The organism is Sinomonas albida, assembly GCF_004919045.1.
In the GTDB taxonomy this organism is placed as follows: Bacteria; Actinomycetota; Actinomycetes; order Actinomycetales; family Micrococcaceae; genus Sinomonas; species Sinomonas albida.
Genome location: NZ_SWDW01000001.1, coordinates 94,366 through 120,126, shown reverse-complemented (window position 1 = coordinate 120,126; position 25,761 = coordinate 94,366). Strand labels below are relative to the sequence as shown.

Here is a 25,761-nt window from a genome sequence, read left to right as displayed (position 1 = left end):
CCCTCGAGGGTAGCCTCCCAGCAGCAGCCTGCCGCACCGACCGCGCGGCAGGGCCGCCTAGCTCGCGAGGTCCACCCCAGCGTCCTCCGCGATCGCTGCCGCATGGGCAAACTGCGTGTTGTAGAGCTCGGCGTACCGGCCGTCGGCAGCGAGCAGCTCGCCGTGGTTGCCGCGCTCCACGATCCGGCCGTCCTCGACGACGAGGATCTGGTCGGCGGCGCGGATGGTCGAGAGGCGGTGCGCGATGACGAGCGCCGTGCGGCCCTCGAGCGCCTCCGTGAGGGCGGCCTGGACGGCCGCCTCGTTCGTCGAGTCGAGCGACGCCGTTGCCTCGTCGAGGATGACGACGCGCGGCTGGGCCAGCAGGAGCCGCGCGATGGTGAGCCGCTGGCGCTCGCCGCCGGAGAGCCGGTAGCCACGCTCGCCGACGACCGTCTCGAGCCCGTCGGGGAGGGCCCTGACCATCGAGTCGAGCCGGGCGCGCCGCAGCGCATCCCACAGCTCGTCGTCGGACGCCCCGGGCTGGGCGAGCCTGAGGTTCGAGCCGATCGACTCGTGGAACAGGTGGCCGTCCTGCGTCACCATTCCTACCGTTCCGCGGAGCGACTCGAACGTCGTGTCGCGCACGTCGACGCCGCCGATGCGCACCGCGCCTTCGTCGACATCGTAGAGGCGTGCGATGAGCTGGGCGGTCGTGGACTTCCCGGCCCCGGAGGATCCGACGAGCGCGACTGTCTGCCCCGGATCGACGCGGAACGAGAGCCCGTGGAGCACTTCCTCGCCGCCGCGCGAGTCGAGGACTGCCACCTCTTCGAGGGATGCGAGGGAGACCTTGTCCGCGGACGGATAGGCGAAGCGCACGTCGTCGAACTCCACGGAGACCGGCCCGGCGGGGAGGGGCCGCGCGTCGTCCTTCTCGCGGATGATCGGGACGAGGTCGAGCACCTCGTACACCCGCTCGAAGCTCACGAGGGCGCTCATGACGTCCACCCGAGCGTTCGAAAGGGACGTGATGGGGGCGTAGAGCTTGGTCAGGAGGAGCGCGAGGACCACGACGTCGCCGGCAGCCATGGTCCCGTTGACGGCGAGCCACCCGCCCACGCCGTACACGAGGGCGAGCGCGAGCGAGGACACGAGCGCGAGGGACGTCACGAACGCGAACGCGAGGACAGCGGACCGCACGCCGATGTCCCGCACGGCCGTGGCCTTGCGCGCGAACTCGGAGGCCTCGTCCTCCGGCCGGCCGAAGAGCTTGATGAGCGTGGCGCCGGGCGCGGAGAAGCGCTCGGTCATCTGGTTGCCCATCTCGGCGTTGTACTTGGCGGCCTCGCGGCGCATGTCGGCGATCTTCGCGCCCATGCGCCGGGCGGGCAGGAGGAAGAGCGGGAGGAGCAGGAGGGAGAGGAGCGTCACGAGCCACGATTTCTGGACCATGACCGCGACGGTGAGGATGAGCGAGACGCTGTTGCTCACCACCCCGCTGAGGGTTCCCGCGAAGGCGGACTGTGCCCCGATGACATCGTTGTTGAGGCGGCTCACGAGCGCGCCCGTGCGCGTGCGCATGAAGAACGCGATGGGCATCTTCTGCACGTGGTCGAACACGGCGCGGCGGAGGTCGAGGATGACCCCTTCGCCGATCACTGCGGAGAGCCAGCGGGCCACGAGGCTCAGCGCGGCGTCCGCGACCGCGAGGAGTGCGATGAGACCGGCCAGGAACGCGACCGGCCCGAGCCCGCTCCGGGCCACGATCGCGTCGATGACCTGCCCGGCCAGAAGCGGCGTCGCAACCGAGACCGTTGCGCCGAGGATCGACACGACAAGGAACACCAGGAGGCGCCACCGGTACGGCTTCGCGAAGCGCAGCACGCGCTTGAACGTCGCCTTGTTGAACGGGGTGGGCCCCTCGTTTGCCTTGCCCATCGCGTGCATGTAGCCCCACGCGGCCCGGTCCATGCTCATGCGCAGCACACCGCCTTTCCGTGCAAGTAAGGATAGGGCTCGAGCCCGACAATCCTGTGCGCGGTTCACCGAAGGCGGAGCGCGCGGCCGAGCCGGGAAGCGGCTGGCCGGGGAAAGTGAGACGCCCGCCGGCTCGCGATTGGGGGGTGCGCGAGCCGGCGGGCTTGAATTCAGCATAGACCACCCCCAGCGCATCGTAAAATCAAAGCCGACGACACACCGCCCGAACCGGGGATGCACCCCGGCCGCCCGACAAAAGGTCCTGAATGTCAGTTTCCGCGATCGCGTTCCAAAACTGGGTGAGCCAATTGGCCCCCGGTTCGAGCACCGCGGACGTCTGCCGGCAGTCGGGAGTCAAGCGGAGCACGCTCGCCCAGCAGCTCGTGCGCGGCAAAGTCGCCGAGACGACCGTCGTCGCCGTCGCCCGCGCCTACGGCCGCAACCCCGTCCTCGGGCTCGCGGAGTTCGAGCCGTACACCGAGCTCGCGGCAAGCCTTGCGCCACCCACCGACGCCGAGGTCCTCAGCCAGACGCCCACCGCCCGGCTGCTCCACGAGATCCTCGTGCGGGTGGGCGGCCTGACCCCGGCCGACGCGAACGGGCCCTCGGGCGAGGCGGCCGGCGTGCGCCAGTGGGTCGAGGCGATCGACGACGGCGAACTCCGCCAGCGCGTGAGCGCTGCGGCGGGCATCGCACCCCAGAACTTCTCGGCTCAGCTCAGCGCGAACCGCCTCGCCCCCGAGCTCGCGGTCCGCACCGCACGGGAGGCCGGGGTCGGCCTGCGCAACGGGCTCGTGGTCACGGGCCTCGTGACGGCCGCCGAAGCCGGGTGGCCGCCGTCGGCCGTCGAGGACGCGCTCTCCCGCCTGAGCGACGCCGAACTCACGCTGCTCGCCTCCGAGCGCCTCGCGATGCTGGGCCGCTCGCTCAAGCGCCAGGAACACGACGAACGCGCCGACCGCCGGGCCTGGGAGCACCTCGGATGACGATCTTCGCCTGGGCGATCTTCGGGCTCACTGCCGTGCTCGCGCTCGCACGGATCCCGGACGCGGTCCGCGGTCGCAACCGCTCCCTGTGCGCGTTCTTCGCGCTCATGTCCTTCGCGATCCTCCTGAGCCTTCAGGGGCCGTACGTCGCCGTCGATGCGCTGCTCGGGGGACAGAACTTTGCGAACCTGCTCCTGCGCTTCATCATCTATGGCGTCGCGCTCCTGCTCGCGCTGCGGGTCGCCGCGGCGTTCGCGGCCCGCCGCGCGTCACAGCTGCTGACGGGGCCGTGGGGTCTCGGGGCGCTGGGCGCGTGCTCGGCACTCCTTGTCGTGACGTTCGTCCTCTCGGGCCCGGGACCCTCCCAGGCAGGCTTCGCGAGCCACGACTTCTGGCCATGGCCAGCGGCGTACGGGACGCTCGGCCGGTTGTACCCCTCGCTCACGGCGCTTGCCGTCCTCCCTGCCCTATGGGGTGCCGTGAAGCGCCCGGGCCGCGCCTCCCTCCGCGTCGCCGCGGCGCTCATGTGGGCGGGTTACGTGCTCCTCGTGGTCTCCAACGTCATCACGGTGCTGCCGGCCTCGGCGGTCGCGCTCTCGCAGGCCATCAACTACGGGACGATCCTGCTCGTGTGCGCCGGGCTGGCCCTCATCTGGCTCTCCTCGCTCGCGGCGCGGCGGAGGGCGAAGCAAGCCGAGCGGCGAATTGACGTAAAAAATCCACAGTCTTGAGTAACGGGTTCACAAAATCATTACCGTGTGCCAGAATCATGAATGTGTGAACACGACCTGTCAGGGGGATGGGCTGTTCTGCATTGGGGGGATGAGGGGCGGCGGTCTACGGACCGCCACCCCTCAGCCTTTTCCCGGCACTTTTCCGGAGACGCGCGCCGGGCGCCAGCGCCTAACACCGGCGCCGCGATTGCCTAGAATCCGCGTCGGAATCGCAGCGTGACGAGCTGGAACGGCCGCAGGACCATCGCCGCTCCCCCGCCGTCGACCGGCGTCACGGCGACACCCACGGAGGCGTCCCGCGATGAGAACGGCCGCTCGAGCAGGTCCACGGATTCGGCGCATGACGCCTCGAAGCCCGGCGCCACCGTGACCGCTGCGCGTTCCCCGAGCGCCTCGTAGAGCCGAACCACGACGTCGCCCGATCCGTCCTCGGCGAGCTTGACCGCTTCGACGACCACGCCGGGGTTGTCCACCGTCACGAGTGGCTCGACCTCATGCCCTCCGCGCACGGTCCGCGGCTCGAGATTGGTCCGGTAGCCCTCCTCGACCGCGTCCGCGATCGAGGCCCCCGGGCGCACCGTGACCGTGAACTCGTGGCGGCCCTGGTCGGCCTGAGGATCCGGATACGTGGGCGCCTTGAGCAGCGAGAGTCGGAGCGTCGTCGTGGTGCCTCCGTCCGGGCGGACGGCTCGGGTGACGTCGTGCCCGTAGGTGGACGAGTTCGTCACGGCGACGCCGTAGGAGCCCTCCGCCACGTGAGTCCAGCGGTGGGCGCACGTCTCGAAGCGCGCCCAGTCCCAGGACGTGTTCGTCGGAACGTCCCGGAACACGTGCCCGAACTGGATCTCCGAGGCCGAGCGCTCCGCACGGACGTCAAACGGGAAGCCCAGCTTGAGGAGCTTCTCCTGCTCGTGCCAGTCGATTGCCGTCTCGATGCGCAGCGACGCGGCGCCCGGGGCGAGCACGATCCGCTGCGTCACGGCCGAGGCGCGGAACTCGCGGCGAACCTCGAGGACGGCCTCGCCCGAGGCGCCCGTCGACGCTTCGACCGACACGGCGTCGGTGAGCGCCGCGACGGTGCGGCGGTAGAACGGATCGATGTCCCACGCGTCCCACTCGTTGGGAGTGTCGCGGTGCAGCTCGAGCAGGTTGCCGGCGGCGCCGGGGGCGATGGCCTCGCGTCCGGTCACGGCGTCCCGCAGCGAGACGAGCAGGCCGCGCGCGTCGACCTCGGCGCGCATCGCGCCGTTGTCGAGGACCCAGCGCCGCCCGCCGTCGTCCGCGGTCCGCTCGGCGAGCGTCGCGGCACCCTCCGAACGCACGACGGCGGCCGCGCCCAGAGCGGGCACGCCGCCCCGCGCGTGGGGCGCGGAGTTGAGCAGGAACTCGGTTCCGCCCTCGCCCACGAGTGCGCGCCCAGCTTCCGCGATGAGGCCCTCGAGCTCGCGCGCGGCATCCTCGTAGTTGCGTTCGGCGTCCCGGTAGACCCACGCGATCGAGCTTCCGGGCAGGATGTCGTGGAACTGCTGGAGGAGGACCGTTCGCCACAGGCGGCGCAACGCCTCGGCCGGGTAGGGCGCCCCGACGCGCACGGCGGCCGTGGCACACCACAGCTCGGCCTCGCGGAGCAGGTGCTCGCACCGCCGGTTCCCCCGCTTCGTGCGGGCCTGGGACGTGTACGTGCCGCGGTGCTTCTCGAGGTACATCTCTCCCGCCCACACGGGCGGATCGCTGTATTCGGCCTCCGCCGCGGCGAAGAAGTCGCGCGGGACGCCGAGCTCGACGCGCGGCGATCCCTCCGTGTCGCGGGAGCGGCGCGCGGCCGCGAGCATCTCCCGCGTGGGGCCGCCGCCGCCGTCGCCGTAGCCGAACGGGACGAGGCCCAGCGTCGCGCGGCCCTTCTCGCGGAAGTTCCGCTCTGCGTGGGCGAGCTCGGAGGCCGCGAGATCGGAGTTGTAGTTGTCCGTCGGCGGGAAGTGCGTGAACACGCGGCTTCCGTCGATTCCCTCCCACAGGAAGCTGTGATGCGGGATGCGGTTCACCTGATTCCACGACGTCTTCTGGGTGAGGAAGTAGCGCTCCCCCGCCGCGCGGACGATCTGCGGGAGCGACGCCGAGTAGCCGAACGAGTCCGGAAGCCAGGCCTCCTCGCACTCGACGCCGAACTCCTCGAGGAAGAATCGCTTGCCCTCGACGAACTGGCGCGCCATCGCCTCGCTGCCGGGCATGTTCGCGTCCGATTCGACCCACATGCCGCCCACCGGCATGAACCGTCCCTCGGCGACCTTCTCCTTGATGCGCTCGAAGAGCTCCGGGTAGCCCTCCTTGATCCAGAGGAGCTGCTGTGCGGACGAGCACGAAAACGTCAGCTCGGGGTCCTCGTCCATGAGGGTTACCACGTTGGAGAACGTGCGGGCGCATTTGCGGACGGTCTCGCGGACGGGCCAGAGCCACGCCGAGTCGATGTGCGCGTGCCCTGTGGCGACGAGGCGGAGCGAGCTGTTCGCGGCCGGGGCCGAGAGGACGGGGACCAGTGCCTCGCGGGCCGCGTGAGCCGTCCCGGGGACATCGTCGGGGTCCACGAGATCGCACACGAGCTCGAGCGCTCGGAGGATTTCGTACCGCCGCGGCCGGTCCATGGGGAGCTCGTGCATGAGCCCACGAAGGCTCCGGACGTCCTGGAGAAGCTCCCACACCTCGACGTCGCGCTCGGCGAGGGCCATCGTGCCGAAGCGGTAGAGCGGCTCGGGGCTCGCGGTCTCGCGGTCGCCTTGGGCCGTGGGGATGAACTGCCACCCCTGGGTGACATCCGGATTCGCCGCTGCCTCGACATAGAACTCGACGGCGCGGCCTCCTCCGAGGGCCGCGAGCGGGATGTACGCGTTCAGCGGGTTGAGCGCCTTGATCGGCGCGCCGTCGGGCCGCCAGGCCTGGCCCTCGCATTGGAAGCCGGGCTGGTTCGACGTGAAGCCGAGATCCACGAGGGCCTCGACCGCGAAGCCCTCGCCGCCCCAATCCTCGGGGATCTCCCCCGTGAGCCGCAGCCACGTGGTGCGCCAGGCCGGGCCCCACGCCTCCCCCTGGGCCATGGGGACGTAGTCCTGGGCGATCGCCTCCCGCGCCGGAACAGGTTCGCCGGGGGCGTCCCAGCGCTCGGCCCGGAGGGGCACAGTGCGGCGGTAGATGTTGGCTTCGAGGCGGTCGCGGACGAACCTGTCGATGCGGGCTTCGGTGATGAGCCTGTCGTCGTGCACAGACACTCCGATCAATCAAATCGTTTGACTAATATGCGCTAATCCAACGCTACCCGCCCGTAACCCAGAGTGGAAGCGGTTGCCGTCCGTTGCCCATGCCGTTGCGGGGTCCCGTCCCACCCGCCAGAGACCCCGCAACCCGGCGCCAGAGACCCCGCAACCCGAGGCGGCTAGGCAAGGAGGCGCTCGTGCCCCGCGTACACGTTGAAGCCCGTGCCCCGGCTGAAGCCCACGAGCGTCACGCCCGCCTCCTCGGCCAGTTCCACGGCGAGCGAGGACGGCGCGCTCACGGCCGCCAAGGCGGGAATTCCAGCCATCGCCGCCTTCTGCACGAGCTCGAAGGACGCGCGACCGGAAACCTGCAGGACAGTCCCTCGCAACGGCAGCAGCTCGGACCGGAGAGCCCAGCCCACCACCTTGTCGACGGCGTTGTGGCGGCCCACGTCCTCGCGGAGGCACAGGAGCTCGGCCGAGGTCCCGCCATCGTCCACGCGGAAGAGCCCGGCCGCGTGGACGCCCCCGGTCTTCTCGAAGAGCGCTTGGGCCTCGCGGAGGCGGGCGGGCAGGCCGGCGACGAGCTCCGGGAGGAGGCGCACGCCGTCGTCCGCGGGGCTGTGGTGGCCCGAGCGCCGCACCGACTCGATCGAGTCGGTGCCGCAGATGCCGCATGAGCTGGACGTGTACACATTGCGCCCGGTCTCGGGCATCACGACGTCCGGGCGCAGCTGGGCCTGGACCACGTTGAACGTCTGGCGCCCTTCGGCATCCTCGCCCCCGCAGAACCGCTCCGCGACGATCTGGCCGGCCTCCCAGACCACGCCCTCGGACACGAGGAAGCCCGCGACGAGGTCGAAATCGTCGCCCGGCGTCCGCATCGTGACGCTGTACGAGAGGTTGCCGAGCCGGATCTCGAGGGGCTCCTCGACGGCAAGCACGTCCTCCTTGTCCCGGACGGGGTGCTCGCTCTCGAGGACGAACTTGCGGACCTTACGGCGCTGGCTGAGTCGACCCATGGCGCCCTCCTTCCACGCTGGCCGCGCCCGCGCCGTCGCGCGTCCCATGGCGCTCGAAACGGACGGTGAGGGCCTTGAACCCCGGGGTGTTGGATTCGCGCGCCACGAGGTCGCGGTGCACGAGCGCGTTCGCCTCGGGGAAGTACGCCGCCGCGCAGCCCCGCGCGGTCGGGTACGCGACGAGCCGGAACCGGTCGGCGCGACGCTCCTCGCCCCGGAACACGCTCACCACGTCGACGAGCTCGCGGTCCTCGAAGCCGAGCCCCGCGAGGTCCTCGGGGTGGACCAGGATCACGCGGCGGCCGTCGGAGATGCCGCGGTAGCGGTCGTCCTGGCCGTAGAACGTCGTGTTGTACTGGTCGTGGCTTCGCACGGTCTGGAGGATGAGGTGCCCCGCGGGAGGCTCGAGGTACTCGAGCGGGCTCACCGTGAACCGTGCGCGGCCCGCCTCCGTGGCGAACGATCGCGTGTCGCGGGGCGGGTTCGGGAGCTGGAAGCCGTTCCGCTGCCGGACGCGCCGGTTGAAGTCCTCGAAGCCCGGGATCACGCGGGAGATGTGGTCTCGGATCACGTCGTAGTCCTCCGCCATCGCGCGCCAGTCCACGGGGTGGCCCTCGCCGAGCGTCGCGGCGGCGAGCCGCGCGACGATGACCGGCTCCGCGAGCAGGTGTTCCGAGATCGGCTCAAGCCGCCCTTGGGTCGAGTGCACCATCGACATCGAGTCTTCGACGGAGAGGAATTGGCGGCCGGAAGGGTGTTTGTCGTCCCGGTCCGTGCGGCCGAGCGTCGGCAGGATGAGCGACGTGCGGCCGTGCACCACGTGCGAGCGGTTCGGCTTCGTCGAGATGTGGACCGTGAGCCCCGCACGCTGCATCCCGGCTTCGAGCGCCGCGGTGTCAGAGTTGGCCTGGGCGAAGTTGCCGCCGAGGGAGACGAACACGTCCACCTCGTCGCGCTCGAACGCCGCGAGCGTCTGCGTCGAGTCGAAGCCGTGCTCGCGCGGCGACGCGATGCCGAACTCGGCATCGAGGGCCGCGAGCAGCCCCTCCTTCGGCTTCTCCCAGATGCCCATGGTGCGGTCGCCTTGGACGTTCGAGTGGCCGCGCACGGGGCACGCGCCCGCGCCCGGCTTTCCGAAGTTGCCCTGGAGCAGCAGGAGGTTCACGATCTCTCGGATCGTGTCGACCGAGTGCGGCTGCTGCGTGAGGCCGAGCGCCCAGCACACGATCGTGGCCTTCGACTCGGCGAGCAGCCTTGCGGTCGCCTCGATCTCGGCGCGCGTGAGCCCCGTGGCCCGCTCCGTCTCCTCCCAATCGAGCGACGCGCGGGCGGCGGCGTAGGCTTCGAAGCCCTCAGTCTGCGCGTCGACGAAAGAACGGTCGACGACGGCGCCGGGCGCCTTCCGCTCCGCCTCGAGGAGCAGGTGCCCCAGCGCCTGGAACAGCGCGAGGTCTCCCCCGACCTTGATCTGGAGGAACTCGTCCGCGATCGTCGCGCCCTCCCCCACGTAGCCGTCCACGCGCTGGGGATCCTTGAAGTGGAGCAGCCCGGCCTCGGGCAGCGGGTTCACGGCCACGATCTTCCCGCCTCGGTCACGGCATTCCTTGAGGGCCGAGAGCATGCGCGGGTGATTCGTCCCGGGATTCTGGCCGACCACGAACACGAGCTTCGCCTCGTGGATGTCCTCGAGCGAGACGGTTCCCTTGCCGATCCCGATCGTGGGGTTGAGCGCGGAACCCGAGGACTCGTGGCACATGTTCGAGCAGTCCGGGAGGTTGTTGGTGCCGAGGCTTCGGGCGAACAGCTGGTACATGAAGGCCGTCTCGTTGGCCGTTCGGCCCGATGTGTAGAAGACGCAGCGTTCGGGGGTCGTGGCGCGAAGGTGCTCAGCGACGAGGGCGAACGCGTCCGTCCAGGAGATGCGGCGGTAACGGTCGTCGCCGGGACGCAGCACCACGGGCTCGGTGATCCGGCCCTGCTTGCTGAGCCAGTAGTCCGTCTTGTCCCTGAGGGTTGCGACCGGGTGCCCGTCCCACCACTCGGGCGTCACCGCGCTCACGGTGGCCTCCTCCGCGACGGCCTTCGCGCCGTTCTCGCAGAATTCCGCGGCCTTCCGGTGCCCGTCCGGCTCGGGCCACGCGCAGCCGGGGCAGTCGAAGCCGCCCCGCTGGTTGATGCGAAGGAGCGAGCGTGCGGTGCGGACCGGCCCGGCCTGCTCGAGTCCTCGTTGGAGCGCGACCGCGACGGCCTTGAGGCCGGCCGCCGAGGTCTCGGGTGGTCCGACGTGCAGGGAATCCTCGTCGATGTCCTTTACGCGCGACTGGGAGCTCATGGCTCCATCCTGCCCCTGTTGCGGCGGTGAATGCACCTCGACTGACCACAGCGGCGCCACAACGGCATACTCCGCGCTCACCGAGATCGCCGGGCCGCTCTGATCGGACTTCTCGTCAGGTGGGTGACGCGAGCTGGTCTCGACGTTGCGTCAGGTAGGCGGTTTCCGCCGCGTTGCCGGGCACCTCGATGGCTCTGCCGTAGGCGGCCCGCGCCTCCCCGATCCTGCCGAGCCGGCGCAGGAGGTCGGCGCGGGTCGCGTGATACTCGCGATAACCGGCCAGCGCGTCGCCGAGGCGGTCGACGACGGCGAGCCCCACCTCCGGGCCGTCGAGCTCGGCGACCGCGACGGCCCGGTTGAGCGCGACGACGGGCGAGGGGTCGAGACGGACGAGCTGATCGTAGAGGGCCACGATCTGCGACCAGTCGGTGTCCCGGACGTCCGCTGCGGACGTGTGCACGGCATTGATCGCGGCGAGGAGCTGGTACCGGCCCGGACCCACTCCGGACGTCAGCCGCTCGCGCACCAGGCGATGGCCCTCGGCGATCAGCGCCGTGTCCCACGCGCCGCGGTCCTGCTCGCCGAGCGGGACCAGATCGCCGCCAGCCGTCACGCGAGCGGCTTGGCGTGCCTCAATCAGCAGCATGAGGGCCAAGAGCCCTGCCACCTCCCCGTCGTCCGGCATCAGGCCGCGGATGAGGCGCGTCAGCCGGATCGCCTCCGCGGCGAGGTCGCGGCGCACTGGGTCGGTGCCCGGGCCAGTCGCGAGATAGCCCTCGTTGAAGACGAGGAAGAGCACCTCGAGTACCCCGGCCACGCGGGGACGCAGGTCCCCTGCCGAGGGCACCCTGTAGGGGATGCCTGCGGTCTTGATCTTCGCCTTCGCGCGGGTGATCCGGCGCGCCAAGGCGTCCTCCCCCACGAGGAAGGCTCGGGCGATCTCGGGCACTGTCAGACCGCCCACCATCCGCAGCGTCAGCGCCACGCGAGCCTCCATCGAGAGGGCCGGGTGGCAGCATGTGAAGATCAGCCGGAGCCGCTCGTCCTCGATCGCACCCCGCGGCTCAGGAGGGTCGTCGTCGTACAACATCAGGGCCTCTCTCTGCTTGCCGTCGCGCTTCCCCTCCCGGCGGATTCGGTCGATGGCCTTGCGATTGGCCGTCGTCGTCAGCCACGCGCCGGGGCTGGGCGGCACGCCGTCGGCAGGCCACCGCTCGACGGCGGCCGCGAACGCCTCGGCCGCTGCCTCTTCGGCGATGTCGAGGTCGCCGAAGCGCCTCGTCAGTGAGGCGACCACCCGGGCCCACTCTCCTTGGTGGGCCCGGGTGATCGCGTCCGCAACGTCTCCCGCCTTCACGGGACCTCCGGCGTTCACAGGAACGGACGCACCTCGACCTTGCGGTTGCACGCCTTGGAGCCTTCGGCGGCCAACTTGAGGGCCACGTCGAGGTCGGGCGCCTCGAGGATCCAGAAGCCGACGATGTACTCCTTCGTCTCCACGAACGGCCCATCGGTGACCACGGGAGTCTCGCCTCTGTTGTCGAGGACCGTGGACGAGTCCGGGCCGCCGAGTCCGCCGGCGAAGACCCAGTAGCCGTCCGCAATGAGCCGGTCGTTGAAGACGTCGATGGCCGCCTGCTCGGCGTCGGTGGCGAGGTCGGTACTGTTGTTGATCACGGAAACCAGGTACTGCATCGAGATCATCTCCTTCGGTTTGGGGGACGCCCACTTTCGGTCGGCCGCTCACCCATGCAACGAACGCGTCTGCCCCAATCCGACACCGCCGCCCGATTCCCTTCAAGGCATGCTGAGCCGGTCAGGAGCACTTTCGGTCTCGGGCCACCACCGAGGGCGAGCGATGCCGCTGGCCTCAGTGTCCAACCGGGCCCCTACCATGGCCTTCATGACCGGCAAGCGGAGATTCAACTGGGCCGTCTTCGTCGTGGGGTTCGGACTGTTCAGCCTTCTGTGGCGCACCGTTGGGTTCGTGGAAGGTTTCCTGGCCGGGTTGGCCGGCGTCTTGGTGGTCCTCATGACCCAAGAATTCCCGCGGCGGGGTAAGCGGACCTAGCCGCCCTACGCGTCGAGGCCGCTCCAGTCCACGGGCTCCTTCGAGCCTACGGAGCGGCGCTTGGGCTTCGACCCCGGCTTGGTCTTGGTCGGCTCGCTGAGCGGCCGGCCCCACGGCAGGGGGAATGCCTCGATCGGGTCCCCGAGCTGAACCCCGTGCGGCGGCACGACCATGATCCCGTCCGCCCGCGCGAGGCCACGGAGCATCCCCGAGCCGCTCGCGCCCGCGGGGGACGCCATCCCGTAGACGCGCCGGAACGGCACGAGCCGCGTGCGCTTGAGCTCCGGCTCGAACACCGCACCCGAGGGAAGCTCGACGGCGGTAAGCGGCTCGCGCCCAGACATCGCCGCGAGCAGGGGCTCGCCCACCGCGAGGAACCCCATGATGGCGGCGAGCGGATTGCCGGGCAGCCCGACGAAGAACCGCCCGTCGGGCAGCTCGGCGAGCACGGTGGGATGCCCGGGCCGCATCGACACGCCATCCACCACGAAACGCCCGCCGAGCTCTTCGACGATTGTGCGCAGGTGGTCGGACTCCCCGCGGCCGGTGCCGCCCGTGGTGATCACGACGTCCGCAGGTCCCTCGGCGCTCACGGAAGCGGCGCCGTCGTCCGCTGTCGCGTCGTCGGCGAGCGCTGCACGCCACTCCGTGCCGTCGTCGCCGATCTTGCGCTGCCCCACGAGGATGCCTCCGAAGGCCGCCACAAGCGGGGGGACGAGGAAGCTGAACACGTCGCGCACCTGCCCGGGCGCGGGCGCGCCGGACTCGACGACCTCGCCTCCCGTCCGAACCACCCGGACCAGGGGCCGCCCCTCCACGGGGAGCTCGTCGTAGCCAGCGAGCGCCGCGAGAGCGAGCTGCGCGGGCCCGAGCTCGGTCCCCGCCGCGAGGAGGACATCGCCGGGCTGGGCCTCCTCCCCCGCGGGACGGATGTCGGCCCCGCCGGACGGCGCGCCGGGCGGTGCGGCGGCGCTCAGCCGAAGGTGCGGCAGCCCGTCCTCGTCCGGAGCGATCTCGCCGTGCTCACGCCGCAGCACCGAGCGCGCCCCTCGGGGCAGGGCGCCGCCCGTGACGATCGGACTGGCCTGGTGGGCCGAGAGCGGCTCCCCCGCGTCGACGAGAATCCATGGACCGCTCCCGGACACGGCCCAGCCGTCCATCGCGGACGAGGAATAGTGCGGCATTGCGGTGAGCGCCCCGAGGTCCTCTGAGAGCGTCCGGCCCCCGCAGCGCGCGAGCGGGACCTGGGCCGGAGGGATGTGCCCGCCTGCAGCGGCCGCCGCAGCTCGGGCCTCCGACCAGGAAAGGTGCAGGGAGTGCGGCGCGCTCGCGGCGCCTTCGGTCATTCCTCGGTCCCGGCCTGCTCGGCGCGCGCCTTCGCAAGCCGGCGGGCCGCGCCAATCGCGGAGTCCATGGCGGCCTTCTCCCCCGCCTGCCCGCTGCCAGCGGCAACGCCCGCGGCGTAGGCGGCGAGGAACGTCGTGAGCGGGGCGGCCGGACGGACGACGGCGTGCGCCGCGACCCCTGCGAGCCCCAGGACGGCGTCGATGTCCACCTCGAGCCCGTCGAGCTCGAGAGCCTCGATGAGTTCGGCGCACCACGCGCGAAGGATCTCGTCCTTGTCGTCGCCGGCCGGCGGAGTGCCTCGATCCGCGCCGGGCGCTGTATCAGACATCGTTGGCTCCTCCGCTTCGCTCGGCGCACCCGGGCCATCCGGGCGGCGAATGCCCCAGCGCTCGGCCGCCGGCCACGTGTCGACGTCGTCCGTCAGGCCGGGAGGCAGGCGCAAGGGCTGCACAGCCAGCCTAGCAACGAGGTGCTTGAGCGGGCGGTCGGCGAGGCCGCCATCGTCTGCCAAGGCGGCGACGGCGCGCTCGAGCGGGCCCCTCCGGTAGAGCCCGAGGAGAGGCTGCCAGCGTCCACCCTCATCCTCAGCGAGCACGGCGTCGGCGTCCGCGCCCGCGGCGGCCGCCGAGAGCAGCGGGCCGAGCGCCGCGTCCGCGCGCGGAAGATCGGCGGCGAGCACGGCTACCCAGTGCGGCGCACCATGGGGCTCCCCGAGCGCCGCCAGACCGGCGCCGAGCGCCGCAAGCGGACCCGAGAAGCGCGGTTCCTCAAGCGTGAATACCACTTGGCGCGGCCCGCTCGCCGCCGCCTCGACCTCAGGGCCGACGACGACGGCGCGCCGTGCCGCGTGCGCCGCACCGAGGGCGCGCTCGAGGAGGGTGGCACCTTCGAACACGAGACTGGGCTTGGGATAGCCGCCAAGGCGGCTCGACCGTCCGCCGGAGAGCACGACTGCATCGAAGGCGAGCCCGGCACCCCCGAACTCGGGCGTGTCGCGTTTCAGGCGGCCGACTCCGGCGCGAGGAACGGGCTCCACTGGTCCACGGGCTTCTCAAGCTCCTTGATCTGCCACACGGTCCCGACCGGGGCCTGCGGAGTGAAACGGAGCTTCCACCCCATCTCCCCAGGAGTCTGATCGCCCTTGACATTGTTGCACCGGAGGCAGCACGCGACCAGATTCTCCCAGCTGTCCGCACCACCGCGGGACTTGGGGAGGACGTGGTCGATCGTGTGCGCGGTCTTGCCGCAGTACGCGCACTGATGCCCGTCCCTCCGCAGCACGCCCCGTCTGCTGACGGTCGCCGCGTGCGTACGGCGGGGTCTGATGTACCGGTTGAGCAGGATGACGGACGGGCGCCCCAGGACATCGCGGGGACCGACGACTGGATCGCCGTCTTCGGCCACGATGCTCGCCTTCCCGGCGAGGACAAGGACGAGCGCCCGGCGGAAGCTGACTACCGCCAGTGGTTCGTATCCGGCATTCAAGACGAGTGTGCGCATGCGCGTTCCTCTTCGGCCGTACCCGGTCAGGGGCGCAGGGCCGGCTGCCCTGTGCTTGGCCGGGCTGATCGACTCTCCTAGAGTACTGAACGAATTTGCAGTTAACCGAACGGACGCCGCGCCACGGCGCAACGTGTAGGCGATTGTTCACGCCGCAGACACCTCCGGCGCGGGCCGTTCCCGCCCGAGCCGGGCGCTCGTGGCCGGTTCGGGCTGCGCTCCACCTCCGCACGCTCACCAGCCCCAAAACGACAGGACGCCCCTCCCGCAAGCGGGAGGGGCGTCCTGTCTGAGCTGTGGTGATCAGCCGCCGACGCGGATGAAGACCGGGCCGGAGCCGACGTTCACGCTGTAGAGCGACGTCGAGTTGCCGTTCCAGCCGCCGTGCACGGCCATGCCGTTGCCGACGTAGACAGCGATGTGGGCCATGCCCATGCCACCGTTCTGGTAGTAGGCGAGGTCACCGGGCTGAGCCTCGGCGGCGCTCACCGTGCGGCCGAGCGAGAGGTAGCCGGCCGGCCAGCCGTGGTAGTAGATGCCGACCGCGGCGAGGGCGTTGGTCACGAGGGCCGTGCAGTCCTGGTGGACACCGAGCTGTGCGTACGCGGCGGCGGCGATCGCGGCACCCATGCCCGACGAAGCGACAGGCTTCGTGGCGGCGGTAGCGGTCTGCGCGACGGCGTTCGTCGTGGTGGCGGCGGTCTGAACCGTCTGCGCAACCGGAGCCGGTGCGGCGACAGGCGCCGGAGCAGCGGTGGAGCCGACGGCGGGACGCTCGAAGCTCACCTGGGCACCGGCATCGGCGGCGACGTTGGCGTCGACAGCCGTCTGGACCTCAAGGGCGGTCGGAGCGGAAGCCTCACGCTGCGTAGGAGCTTCAGCGGCGTTGGCAGCAACACCGCTGGTGAGGACAAGGCCGGACGCTGCTGCGATGACGGCAGCCTGGCGACCCATGCCGCCGGCGTTCTCCGTCACCGCCTTCGCGATCACGGCGATGGAGGAAGTGTTCTCGGCGCGGTGCCGAGCGATTCCAGCGCGAGTGGACATCTGGGGCGTATCTCTCTTTCGTCTCCCGCGCGCCATGGGTCTCGGCACGCGGATGAGGGCACGGCCACTGGGGGAAGCCGTGATCCTCTCGATCAGGGGGTCAGCGGAGCGTACAGAAGGCGGAGCTTGCCTTGTGGGGCGAGTACGCCTTCTTTGACGCGTCCGCGCGCGGGGCGCGGAGTGCGTCGGAGAGGATCGCGGCCTTGCGCTGTGCATCGTCGATCACGACGGGCGAGCCCGACATGACGGTCAGATGCATACCAGCAGCAATGACGCCAGCCTGACGACTGGCGCTGTCCGCGTTACCCGACGCGGCCTTCACAGCACCCCTGACGGGAATGCTGCGGACCGGCGCGGCCCGGTGACGCGCAATGACATTGCGTGACGACACAGAGTTAGCCTCTCCCAATGCCTGCGAGGTGAGCTGTCGGGTTCGGACTGGAAGTATCCGGCCTCCCGGTGCAAGCACCGGGCTGCTTTACCCCAAGGCCTTCCCTGGTGAGGGCCGGCCAAAAGTGGTTCCCCCGCCCCTGCCAGACGGTTGTGCGAACGGATTCCGGACGGCGGCAGAGCTAGGCAATCCGTCCGAATGTTTCAACTTGGTTGGAGTTGGAACAGGAACGAGCGTACCCGACCCCGCAGCAAAAGTCACATTCGGATCACAGGGAGATCTCAGACAGTCACGGGCGGGACACAGCGGATTCCCGAAGGGGGCCTGAATCACCGGGATTCCGCCGACTTTGGGGTCTTGTGGCCCAATCCGAGCCCGAAGGTATCGGTTGCCACGGGTTGCATTGCCGCGTCACCAGAAACCAGGCCGTGACCATCTCGTGACCATTATTGAGAGGTCCGTCACACCTGACTGCGCTCTCGGTTTATCCATGGAGTGGATATTTGTGCGAACGCGATGTTCGTTCCTGTGTGCTTGTCGCCGGGGTGCTTGTTGCCGGGGTGCTTGCTGCCGGGAAGGCGGTGGGCGCCGCAGGCTTCAGCTGATCGACACGAAGACGTGTGCCGCCACCTCGACCGGCAGTTCGAGCGCGCCGTCGACCTTTGGCGTCCGGACGGAGATGTAGTCGCCCACGCGCTCGAGGGAGATCTTGGCGCCGGGCCGGATGCCGCCCTCGTCGAGCTGCGAGAGCAGCTCGGGGTCCACTTGGATGGGCTCGGCGAGCCGGCACACGACCACTCGGCAACCGGGAGCGTAGTCGCGCATCGCGTCAACGAGGGTCACGACGCCCTGGCCGAAACCCTCGGACGGCTCTCCCCCGAGCGCCTCAAGGCCCGGGATCGGGTTGCCGTAGGGCGACTCGCTCGGCTTGCCGAGGAGGTCGTAGAGGCGACGCTCGACCCGCTCGCTCATCACGTGCTCCCACCGGCACGCCTCGTCGTGCACATAGGCCCAGTCGAGCCCGATCACGTCCGAGAGGAGCCGCTCCGCGAGCCGGTGCTTGCGCATGACCTCCGTAGCCCTCTTGCGGCCAGCCTCGGTGAGCTCGAGGTGGCGGTCCCCCGAGACGACCACCAGGCCGTCGCGCTCCATGCGCGCCACCGTCTGCGAAACGGTCGGCCCCGAGTGCCGCAGCCGCTCCGCGATGCGCGCCCGCAGGGGAACAATCCCCTCCTCCTCGAGCTCGAGGATGGTGCGGAGGTACATCTCGGTGGTGTCGATGAGATCGGTCATGCGGTCAGCGGCTCCTCGGGACGAATGGCTGCGGCGCAGCCGGAGGCGGTGCAGGCACTGGGCACAGTACACGGCGCGCACTGACAGTCTAGCTTATTTTGAACTGCTCAGATTAGCGGCGGGCGTCGCCGGCGCTTCTCGAATTCGCACCGTGCAGAACCGTTGCGGCACACTGTTTCGGGGCGGGAGGGAGCCTCCTGCCCGGAATCGTCGCAAGGAGCCATCTATGAGCGCAACGACCCCATTGGACATTCCCGCCGACCTCCTCCCGGCCGACGGCCGCTTTGGCGCGGGCCCGTCGAAGGTCCGGAAGGAACAGGTCGACGCGATCGCGGCCGCGGGCTCGACACTCCTCGGCACGTCCCACCGCCAGGCCCCGGTCAAGAACCTCGTCGGCTCGGTCCGCGAAGGCCTGTCTGCGTTCTTCCAGGCTCCCGAGGGCTACGAGGTGATCCTCGGCGTGGGCGGCTCCACCGCGTTCTGGGACGCTGCCTCGTTCGGCCTGGTGCGCTCCAAGGCGCAGCACCTCTCCTTCGGCGAATTCGGCTCCAAATTCGCCAAGGCCACGGACAAGGCGCCCTTCCTCGACGCCTCGAGCATCCTCACGGCCGAGCCGGGCACGCGCCCCGAGCCCGTGGCCGAGGCCGGCGTGGACGTCTACGCGTGGCCGCAGAACGAAACCTCCACTGGGGTCGCTGCGCCCGTGCGCCGCATCGAGGGAGCCGACGAGGGCTCGCTTGTGGTGGTCGACGCGACGAGCGCCGCGGGCGGCCTCGACGTCGACGTTGCGCAGAGCGACGTCTACTACTTCGCGCCCCAGAAGAACTTCGCGTCCGACGGCGGCCTGTGGCTCGCGCTGTTCTCTCCCGCTGCCCTGGAGCGCGTCGAAGAGATCAAGGCTTCCGGCCGGTGGATCCCCGACTTCCTGGACCTCAAGACGGCGGTCGACAACTCGAAGCTCAACCAGACCTACAACACGCCGAGCCTCACGACGCTGGTGGGCCTCAACACGCAGGTCGAATGGCTCAACGGCCAGGGCGGCCTCGCGTGGGCCGCGAAGCGCACGGCAGACTCCGCGAGCCGCGTCTACTCGTGGGCGGAGGCCTCGGAGTACGCGACGCCGTTCGTGGCCGACCCCGCCGACCGCTCGAACGTCATCGCGACGATCGACTTCGACGACTCCATCGACGCGGCACAGGTCGCGAAGATCCTGCGGGCCAACGGAATCGTGGACACCGAGCCGTACCGCAAGCTCGGCCGGAATCAGCTGCGCGTCGCGACGTTTGTCGCGATCGAGCCGGACGACGTCACGAAGCTCACGCAGTGCATCGACTACGTGGTGGGCAAGCTGCGGGGTTGAGCCCGCGCCGACACCTGATACGTTCGGGGCCGGCTCCCTCGGGTCACAACCCGCGGGAGCCGGCCCCGAACGTTTAAGGGAAGGCGACCGGCAGAGCCGGTACTGGTCCGGTCTGTCGCGTGGACCGTCTGTCGAATGGTCCGTCAGTCGAGCTCGTCGTCGATGTCCGTGACGCCTGCGGCCTCGGCCTCGACGTCGACATCGTCCCCCGCCTCGTCCGCGGCAGCGTCGCCGTCAGCCGCCTCGCCGGCGGCAGCGGCGTCGTCGTCCGTCTCGCGTTCCGGCGTGGCTGCGGACGCGTCGCTGTCCTCGGGGCGGATGCGCTCGGACCACGGCACCCACTCGGGAGCGAGGACAGAGTCCTCGCTCGGCAGGATGCCCAGCTCGCTCACGGTCGGCGACTTCGAGCGGGAAACGCGCGCGAGCGTGACGTACCACCGCCAGCCCCGGTACCCGGGGCGGAGGCTCTCGAAGAGGTGCGTGACGAGCCGTTCGCCCTCGCTCTTGGCGGCAAGGTGCCGGCCGACCTGGACCGGGTCGACGGCGTCGACGAGCGCCGCCCGGGCGAAGTCGACGGAGCCGGCGAGGAACGCGTCCGGCTTGCCGACGCGCCACGCGGGCACGCCGGCTCGGCGCTCGGGCCTTGCCCGCTCGGGCTTCGCGGAGGGTGCGGGAGTCACGTCGTCAGCCATGTCAGGCGTCGAGCTGATCCGCGACGCGGCGGAGGGCGGCCGCGACCACGGAGCCCTTCTCGGGGTAGGTGCCCTTCGAGAGCTGGCCCGACAGGTTGTCCAGGACGCTCACGAGGTCCTGCACAATCGGGGCGAGCTCGCGCGCGGGCATGCGCTTGGCGCGGGCGACGGACGGGATCTTCTCGAGCACCCGGACGCTCAGGGCCTGCGGGCCGCGCTTGCCCTCGGCGACGCCGTACTCGAGCCGGGTTCCGGTCCTGATCTCCCCGGCATCGGCGGGCACCGCGCTGCCCGGCAGGAAGACCTCGTGGCCGTCGTCGCCGGCGATGAACCCGAAGCCTTTCGCCTTGTCGAAGAACTTGACCTTGCCTGTGGGCACTGCCCTGACCCCAATCTGTCGATGCAAGCGACCCGAAGGCCGCTCACAGGAGATGCGCGCGCCGAACGCGGCGCCGCTATGTCCTAGATTACTGGCTGCCCCGGCACGCCGACGCCGCGGTTCGCCCGAAGCACACCGCGACTCACATGACTAAGGCACCCAGCGCAGAGTCGCGTCCGGCTGTTAGGTTTGGTGTCATGGCGCCTACATTCCGCCGCGCCGCCTCGTGGGGCGGCGCCGCCGTCGCGGTCTTCTCCCTCGCCATGGTGGCCCTTGCCATCGGTCTCGCCTCGTCGGGTCAGACACCGCCAGGCTGGATGGCCAGCGTCACGCTGTATGGACTCCCCGTCGCGTTCGCCCTGCTCGGCGCCGCGCTCGTCGCGGGGTTCATCGATCGGAGGAAGCGCTAAAGGCATGTCGTCTATCCGCGCTCTCGCCGAGGAACTCACCGCTCGGGGCAATGACTCCCTGCGCAGGCTCTTCATCGCCAGGCCGGACCTCATGATGCCCGGCGTCCCCGACTTCGCTGCCCTCGCCGCCCGGGCCTGCGCGAGGGTAAGCCTCCAGCGCGCGCTCGAGACGCTCTCCAAGCCGCAGCTCGAGGTCCTCGAGGCCCTCGTCCTGACGACCGACGAGGACGAGGGCCGCAGCGGCAGCGCCGTCGAGCTGCGCCACGCCGTGGGCAACGCGACCCTCGGGACACTCGACGCAATCCTCGCCGAGCTCTCCCAGCTCGCGCTCATCTACCGCGCCGATCCCCCGGACTCGATCCACTCCGCCTCGGGGAGCCGCCGCCGGTACTACCAACCGGTCGCCCGGGTCCGCGAGGTCCTCGGGAGCTATCCCGCGGGGCTCGGCCGCTGCTACACCGAGCTCACATCCGCGTCGCAGTTCTTCGCCGAGCGGGCCGCAAGCATCGTCAACGCGATCCCGGCGGCCGTGCAGCAGCAGCCCGTCGAGCACCATATCGCGGCCGCCTACGCGCTCGAACGCTGGGCAGGGCTGCCCGAGGCGCTCGACGGCGCCCCGGACCGCACGCGCGAGGTGCTGGCCAAGTTCACCAACTGGCCGGTGGGCGCCGTTCCCCATGCGGAGGGGCGCGTGCGGCCGGGGCGCCGCACAGACAACCCCGTCGACTGGCTCCTCTCCCACGGCTTCCTCGTGCCGCTCGACGATGAGCACGTCGAGCTGCCCCGGCCGGTAGGCCTCGCGCTGCGCGGCGGCCGGATCGTGCCCGAGCTATCGCTCGACCCGCCGCCGGCTCCCAGGGCGACGACGAGCACGGCGCTGAGGCGCAACGCGGCGCTCGGCGCGATCGGCGAGCTCCTCCGCCTCGTGAGTGCGCTCGCCGTCGAGGCCGCCGAGCGGCCCATCGAGACGCTCCGCGCGGGCGGCGTCGGCACGCGTGAACTGCGGCGCCTCACGTCCGTCCTGCGCTGCGAGGCCGACCAGACGGTCCTCAGCCTTGAACTCGCCGCCGCCGCGGGCATCATCACGCTCGACGTCGATACCTCGACGTGGCGCGCGACGTCCGCCGAGCCGTGGCTCGGCATGGCCCGCCCCGACCAATGGCTCCTCCTCGCCACGGCGTGGCTCGACTCGACCCGCCTGCCATCGCTCGCGATGTCCCCCGAGGGCGGCGGGCAGCTTGCGCCGCTCGCGGGCGAGGGGCAGCGCCCCGACGCCGCGAGCGTCCGCCGGCGCATCCTCGAGGTCGCCGCTGACCTCGGCGCGGAGGCCAACTCACCCGAAGGCCGCGCGAGCGTGGTCACGGCAGACGACATCCGGCGTCGGCTCGAATGGGCCCAGCCCCGCCTCGCGCGCCGTCTCCGCGGCCTCCTAGAAGGGGTGCTCACGGAGGCAGCGATGATCGGCTTCACCGGATCGGGTGCCGTGACCCGCGCCGGGGCCGCCGTGCTGCGCGGCGACTTCGAGGGCCTGCGATCGCTCCTGGACGAGATCCTGCCGCAGAGCGTGGACAGGATCCTGCTCCAGGCCGACCTCACCGCGGTGGCTCCCGGGTACCTTGAGCCGGGACTCTCCCGGCGCCTCTCGCTGCTCGCGGACGCCGAGGGCCGCGGCCCCGCCACGATCTACCGCTTCTCCGCCGCGAGCCTGCGCCGCGCCCTTGATGCGGGGGAGGACGCCGGATCCATCATGGCGTTCCTCAAGGAGCACGCCGAGACGGACGTCCCGCAGCCTCTCGCGTATCTCGTCGAGGACACCGCGGCACGCTACGGGCGCATCCGGGTGGGGCGCGCCGGCTCATTCATCGTGAGCGACGACGAGGCCTCGATCGCGGGACTTCTGCGCGAGCCGTCCGCCGCCCAGCTGGGCCTGACGCAGATCGCGCCCACCGTCGTCGTGAGCAACGCCTCGCCCCAGGAGGCGGCGACCGTGCTCCGCGAGCTGGGGCTCGCCCCCGCCGTCGACACCTCGCTCGATCCCGCCGTGCGCCTCCAGCGGCTCCGCGGCCCGGCGGCGCCGGGACTGCTCGTGCCGACGCCGCAGCCCGTGATCCCCCACCCGGACGACGTCGAAGCCCAGCTTGGCATTCTGCGGAACCAGTCGGCGGTGGGCGGCAATGGCGAGGAGGCGGCGCCGATGCTCGGCATCGAGACGCTCCAGAAGGCCATCCGGCTCAAGCGGGCCGTTCGCCTGAATATCGTCGATGCCCTCGGGAATTCGACCGTCGAGGAGCTGCGCCCCGTCTCCATTTCGGCGGGCCGCGTGCGCGTCTTCGACCCTGAACGCGAGACCGAGCGCGTGCTGAGCGTGCACCGTATTATCGACGTTGAACTCGCGTAATCAGCCGGACGGCGCCGAGCTGGCCTGATCGGCGGGGTCGCCCGCCGGGAGGCCCGAACCTTGCAAGGAGGCCCCGGTGACTGACGGTCCGCTCATCGTCCAGAGCGACAAGACGATCCTGCTCGAGGTCGACCATGAGCAGTCCACCGAGGCGCGCCACGCGATCGCTGCGTTCGCCGAGCTCGAGCGCGCGCCCGAGCACGTGCACACCTACCGCGTCACGCCGCTGGGCCTCTGGAACGCCCGCGCGGCCGGGATCGACGCCGAGCGCGTCCTCGACACGCTCCTCACCTACTCGCGGTACCCGGTGCCGCACGCCCTCCTCGTCGACATCGAGGAGACCATGTCGCGCTACGGGCGGCTGCGGCTCGAGAAGGATCCGCAGCACGGGCTCGTGATGCGCACGGACGACTACCCCGTGCTCGAGGAGGTCCTCCGGGCCAAGAAGATCGAACCCCTTCTGGGTCCGCGCATCGACGGCGAGACGGTTGTCGTGCACTCGTCCCAGCGCGGCCAACTCAAGCAGGCGCTGCTCAAGATCGGCTGGCCGGCCGACGACCGCGCCGGCTACGTCGACGGGACCCCACACCCCATCGCGCTCGAACAGAAGGGCTGGTCCCTTCGCCCCTACCAGCAGCTCGCCGCGGAGAACTTCTGGGCCGGCGGCAGCGGCGTCGTCGTCCTTCCGTGCGGTGCGGGGAAGACGCTCGTGGGCGCCGCGGCGATGGCGCAGTCGTCCACCACGACGCTCATCCTCGTGACGAACACGGTTGCGGCGCGGCAGTGGAAGGACGAGCTGCTCAAGCGCACGAGCCTCACCGAGGAGGAGATCGGCGAGTACTCGGGCTCCGTCAAGGAGGTGCGGCCGGTCACGATCGCGACCTACCAGGTGCTCACGGTCAAGCGCGGCGGCCTCTACCCCCACCTCGAGCTCGTCGACAAGAACGACTGGGGCCTCATCGTGTACGACGAGGTGCATCTGCTCCCCGCGCCCATCTTCCGCATGACGGCGGACCTGCAGGCCCGCCGTCGTCTGGGGCTCACCGCGACGCTCGTGCGCGAGGACGGGCGCGAGGGCGAGGTGTTCTCGCTCATCGGTCCGAAGCGCTACGACGCACCATGGAAGGACATCGAGGCTCAGGGGTACATCGCCCCCGCAGACTGCGTCGAGGTCCGCGTGGACCTCCCCCGTGACGAGCGCATGGCGTACGCGATGGCCGAGGATGCCGACAAGTACCGCCTGTGCGCTTCGAGCGAGACGAAGACGGCCGTCGTCGAGCAGATCGTGCGCCGGCACGCTGGCGAGCAGCTCCTCGTGATCGGGCAGTACATCGACCAGCTCGACGAGATCGGCGAGCGGATCGACGCGCCCGTGATCAAGGGCTCAACGAGTGTGAAGGAGCGGCAGCGGCTCTTCGACGCGTTCCGCTCGGGCGAGATCAGTCGGCTCGTCGTCTCGAAGGTCGCGAACTTCTCCATCGACCTGCCCGAGGCGTCCGTCGCCGTGCAGGTTTCGGGCTCGTTCGGCTCGCGGCAGGAGGAGGCCCAGCGCCTCGGGCGGCTCCTGCGGCCCAAGGCGGACGGCCGCTCGGCCCGCTTCTACGCGCTCGTGGCCCGCGACACGCTCGACCAGGAGTTCGCCGCGAAGCGGCAGCGGTTCCTTGCGGAGCAGGGCTATGCGTACCGGATTGTCGACGCTGGGGACCTCGCCGGCTGAAGCCGCGTGCGCAGTCGTGCGGGCGGCGCGGTCCGCTGCCTGGGCGAGCGCGCGCCGTCGTGCGCACGCCTCGGAACCGCCCCGGATCCGCCGAGCCGCCACCCAGCCGCGCCGCCATCCGCTCACAGAAACCATCCAGCCGATTCTCAGAAACTGAGCGCACGATGGGAACGTGAAGAAGACCGGACCCGAAGCCAAGCTCCTCGTCGTCGACGACGAGCCGAACATCCGCGAGCTCCTCTCGACGTCCCTGCGCTTCGCGGGATTCGAGGTCGTCGCGGCGAGCAACGGCCGCGAGGCCCTCGCGGCTGCAGAGGAGCACGCGCCGGACCTCATGGTGCTCGATGTGATGCTCCCGGACATGGACGGATTCACCGTGACCCGCAAGCTGCGCGCGTCTGGCCGCTACGTGCCCGTCCTGTTCCTCACTGCGAAGGACGAGACCGAGGACAAGGTCCAGGGCCTCACGGTGGGCGGCGACGACTACGTCACGAAGCCGTTCAGCCTCGACGAGGTCGTGGCGCGCATCCGCGCCGTGCTGCGGCGCACGCAGCCCATCCTCGACGACGACGCCGTGATCCGCGTCGATGACCTCGAGCTCGACGACGACGCGCACGAGGTGCGGCGAGGCGGCCTCACGATCGACCTCTCCCCCACGGAGTTCAAGCTCCTGCGCTACATGATGCTCAACCCGAACCGCGTGCTCTCGAAGTCGCAGATCCTCGACCATGTCTGGGAGTACGACTTCAACGGCGACGCCTCGATCGTGGAGTCCTACATCTCGTACCTGCGCCGGAAGGTCGACGCGAACGGGCCGAGCCTCATCCAGACCAAGCGCGGCGTGGGCTACGTGCTCAGGACGGCCGAGAAGCGCTGAC

At 70.5% G+C, this 25,761-nt stretch carries 22 protein-coding genes and 1 riboswitch; of the genes, 8 read left to right on the top strand and 14 right to left on the bottom strand.

Annotated features, from left to right (window positions below):
- Positions 1-57: 57 nt before the first annotated feature.
- On the bottom strand, positions 58-1,959 hold the full coding sequence (locus tag E6A26_RS00535; protein ID WP_136609239.1) for an ABC transporter ATP-binding protein: 1,902 nt from the start codon (positions 1,957-1,959) through the stop codon (positions 58-60).
- A gap of 266 nt (positions 1,960-2,225) precedes the next feature.
- On the opposite strand from E6A26_RS00535, the gene E6A26_RS00530 reads away from it, so the two are divergent.
- On the top strand, positions 2,226-2,945 hold the full coding sequence (locus tag E6A26_RS00530; RefSeq protein WP_136609238.1) for a hypothetical protein: 720 nt from the start codon (positions 2,226-2,228) through the stop codon (positions 2,943-2,945).
- Positions 2,942-3,676 carry a hypothetical protein gene (locus E6A26_RS00525; protein ID WP_136609237.1) on the top strand — a complete coding sequence of 245 codons (735 nt, stop codon included), beginning with the start codon at positions 2,942-2,944 and terminating at the stop codon, positions 3,674-3,676. The genes E6A26_RS00530 and E6A26_RS00525 overlap by 4 nt, the downstream gene beginning before the upstream one ends.
- 194 nt (positions 3,677-3,870) lie before the next feature.
- Here E6A26_RS00525 and E6A26_RS00520 read toward each other — a convergent pair whose 3' ends face one another.
- From E6A26_RS00520 to E6A26_RS00500, 5 genes are all read right to left on the bottom strand, one after another.
- Positions 3,871-6,933: an alpha-mannosidase gene (locus E6A26_RS00520; RefSeq protein WP_136609475.1), complete on the bottom strand. Its 3,063-nt coding sequence runs from the start codon at positions 6,931-6,933 to the stop codon at positions 3,871-3,873.
- Positions 6,934-7,103: 170 nt separating this feature from the next.
- Entirely contained in the window at positions 7,104-7,946 is an 843-nt protein-coding gene (gene fdhD / locus E6A26_RS00515; protein WP_136609236.1) for a formate dehydrogenase accessory sulfurtransferase FdhD, read from the bottom strand.
- The gene (locus E6A26_RS00510; protein WP_136609235.1) at positions 7,921-10,278 is read right to left on the bottom strand and encodes an FdhF/YdeP family oxidoreductase; all 2,358 of its coding nucleotides are present in this window, start codon (positions 10,276-10,278) and stop codon (positions 7,921-7,923) included. The genes fdhD and E6A26_RS00510 overlap by 26 nt, the downstream gene beginning before the upstream one ends.
- Positions 10,279-10,393: 115 nt before the next feature.
- Complete coding sequence (locus E6A26_RS00505; protein ID WP_407695345.1) at positions 10,394-11,653, bottom strand: RNA polymerase sigma factor; 1,260 nt, start codon at positions 11,651-11,653, stop codon at positions 10,394-10,396.
- The gene (locus E6A26_RS00500; RefSeq protein WP_136609233.1) at positions 11,650-11,973 is read right to left on the bottom strand and encodes a YciI family protein; all 324 of its coding nucleotides are present in this window, start codon (positions 11,971-11,973) and stop codon (positions 11,650-11,652) included. The genes E6A26_RS00505 and E6A26_RS00500 overlap by 4 nt, the downstream gene beginning before the upstream one ends.
- 208 nt (positions 11,974-12,181) lie before the next feature.
- On the opposite strand from E6A26_RS00500, the gene E6A26_RS17525 reads away from it, so the two are divergent.
- A complete protein-coding gene (locus E6A26_RS17525; protein WP_168928637.1) occupies positions 12,182-12,349 on the top strand; it encodes a hypothetical protein in 168 nt (55 codons plus the stop codon).
- A 5-nt stretch (positions 12,350-12,354) separates the two neighbouring features.
- Here the strand turns inward: E6A26_RS17525 and E6A26_RS00495 are convergent, their stop codons facing one another.
- The 6 genes from E6A26_RS00495 to E6A26_RS00475 all read right to left on the bottom strand — a co-directional run bounded on the left by E6A26_RS00495 (position 12,355) and on the right by E6A26_RS00475 (position 17,927).
- Complete coding sequence (locus E6A26_RS00495) at positions 12,355-13,695, bottom strand: molybdopterin molybdotransferase MoeA (protein WP_136609232.1); 1,341 nt, start codon at positions 13,693-13,695, stop codon at positions 12,355-12,357.
- A complete protein-coding gene (locus tag E6A26_RS17810) occupies positions 13,692-14,732 on the bottom strand; it encodes an NTP transferase domain-containing protein (RefSeq protein WP_234864831.1) in 1,041 nt (346 codons plus the stop codon). The genes E6A26_RS00495 and E6A26_RS17810 overlap by 4 nt, the downstream gene beginning before the upstream one ends.
- On the bottom strand, positions 14,696-15,196 hold the full coding sequence (locus tag E6A26_RS00485) for an HNH endonuclease (RefSeq protein ID WP_136609231.1): 501 nt from the start codon (positions 15,194-15,196) through the stop codon (positions 14,696-14,698). The genes E6A26_RS17810 and E6A26_RS00485 overlap by 37 nt, the downstream gene beginning before the upstream one ends.
- A 303-nt stretch (positions 15,197-15,499) precedes the next feature.
- Positions 15,500-16,243: an NlpC/P60 family protein gene (locus E6A26_RS00480; protein ID WP_136609230.1), complete on the bottom strand. Its 744-nt coding sequence runs from the start codon at positions 16,241-16,243 to the stop codon at positions 15,500-15,502.
- Between the two features lie 100 nt (positions 16,244-16,343).
- Complete coding sequence (locus E6A26_RS17520; protein ID WP_168928636.1) at positions 16,344-16,502, bottom strand: hypothetical protein; 159 nt, start codon at positions 16,500-16,502, stop codon at positions 16,344-16,346.
- 136 nt (positions 16,503-16,638) lie between these two features.
- Positions 16,639-16,801: riboswitch (cyclic di-AMP (ydaO/yuaA leader) on the bottom strand.
- Between the two features lie 430 nt (positions 16,802-17,231).
- Positions 17,232-17,927 (bottom strand): metal-dependent transcriptional regulator, encoded by a 696-nt coding sequence (locus E6A26_RS00475; protein WP_136609229.1) that lies wholly within the window; start codon positions 17,925-17,927, stop codon positions 17,232-17,234.
- A 226-nt stretch (positions 17,928-18,153) separates the two neighbouring features.
- Here E6A26_RS00475 and serC point away from each other — a divergent pair, with 226 nt between their 5' ends.
- A complete protein-coding gene (gene serC, locus E6A26_RS00470) occupies positions 18,154-19,287 on the top strand; it encodes a phosphoserine transaminase (protein ID WP_136609228.1) in 1,134 nt (377 codons plus the stop codon).
- Positions 19,288-19,430: 143 nt separating this feature from the next.
- Here serC and E6A26_RS00465 read toward each other — a convergent pair whose 3' ends face one another.
- Both E6A26_RS00465 and E6A26_RS00460 read right to left on the bottom strand, forming a co-directional pair.
- On the bottom strand, positions 19,431-19,979 hold the full coding sequence (locus E6A26_RS00465; RefSeq protein ID WP_136609227.1) for a DUF3027 domain-containing protein: 549 nt from the start codon (positions 19,977-19,979) through the stop codon (positions 19,431-19,433).
- Between the two features lies 1 nt (position 19,980).
- The gene (locus E6A26_RS00460) at positions 19,981-20,358 is read right to left on the bottom strand and encodes a cold-shock protein (protein ID WP_136609226.1); all 378 of its coding nucleotides are present in this window, start codon (positions 20,356-20,358) and stop codon (positions 19,981-19,983) included.
- A 197-nt stretch (positions 20,359-20,555) separates the two neighbouring features.
- Here E6A26_RS00460 and E6A26_RS00455 point away from each other — a divergent pair, with 197 nt between their 5' ends.
- The 4 genes from E6A26_RS00455 (at position 20,556) to E6A26_RS00440 (ending at position 25,760) form a co-directional block, all read left to right on the top strand.
- Positions 20,556-20,768 carry a hypothetical protein gene (locus tag E6A26_RS00455; RefSeq protein ID WP_136609225.1) on the top strand — a complete coding sequence of 71 codons (213 nt, stop codon included), beginning with the start codon at positions 20,556-20,558 and terminating at the stop codon, positions 20,766-20,768.
- A gap of 4 nt (positions 20,769-20,772) precedes the next feature.
- On the top strand, positions 20,773-23,166 hold the full coding sequence (locus tag E6A26_RS00450) for a helicase-associated domain-containing protein (RefSeq protein WP_136609224.1): 2,394 nt from the start codon (positions 20,773-20,775) through the stop codon (positions 23,164-23,166).
- A gap of 76 nt (positions 23,167-23,242) precedes the next feature.
- Positions 23,243-24,883, top strand: coding sequence for a DNA repair helicase XPB (locus E6A26_RS00445; protein ID WP_136609223.1), 1,641 nt, complete (start codon positions 23,243-23,245; stop codon positions 24,881-24,883).
- A 172-nt stretch (positions 24,884-25,055) separates the two neighbouring features.
- Positions 25,056-25,760 (top strand): response regulator transcription factor, encoded by a 705-nt coding sequence (locus E6A26_RS00440; protein ID WP_136609222.1) that lies wholly within the window; start codon positions 25,056-25,058, stop codon positions 25,758-25,760.
- The last annotated feature ends 1 nt before the right edge of the window (position 25,761 follow it).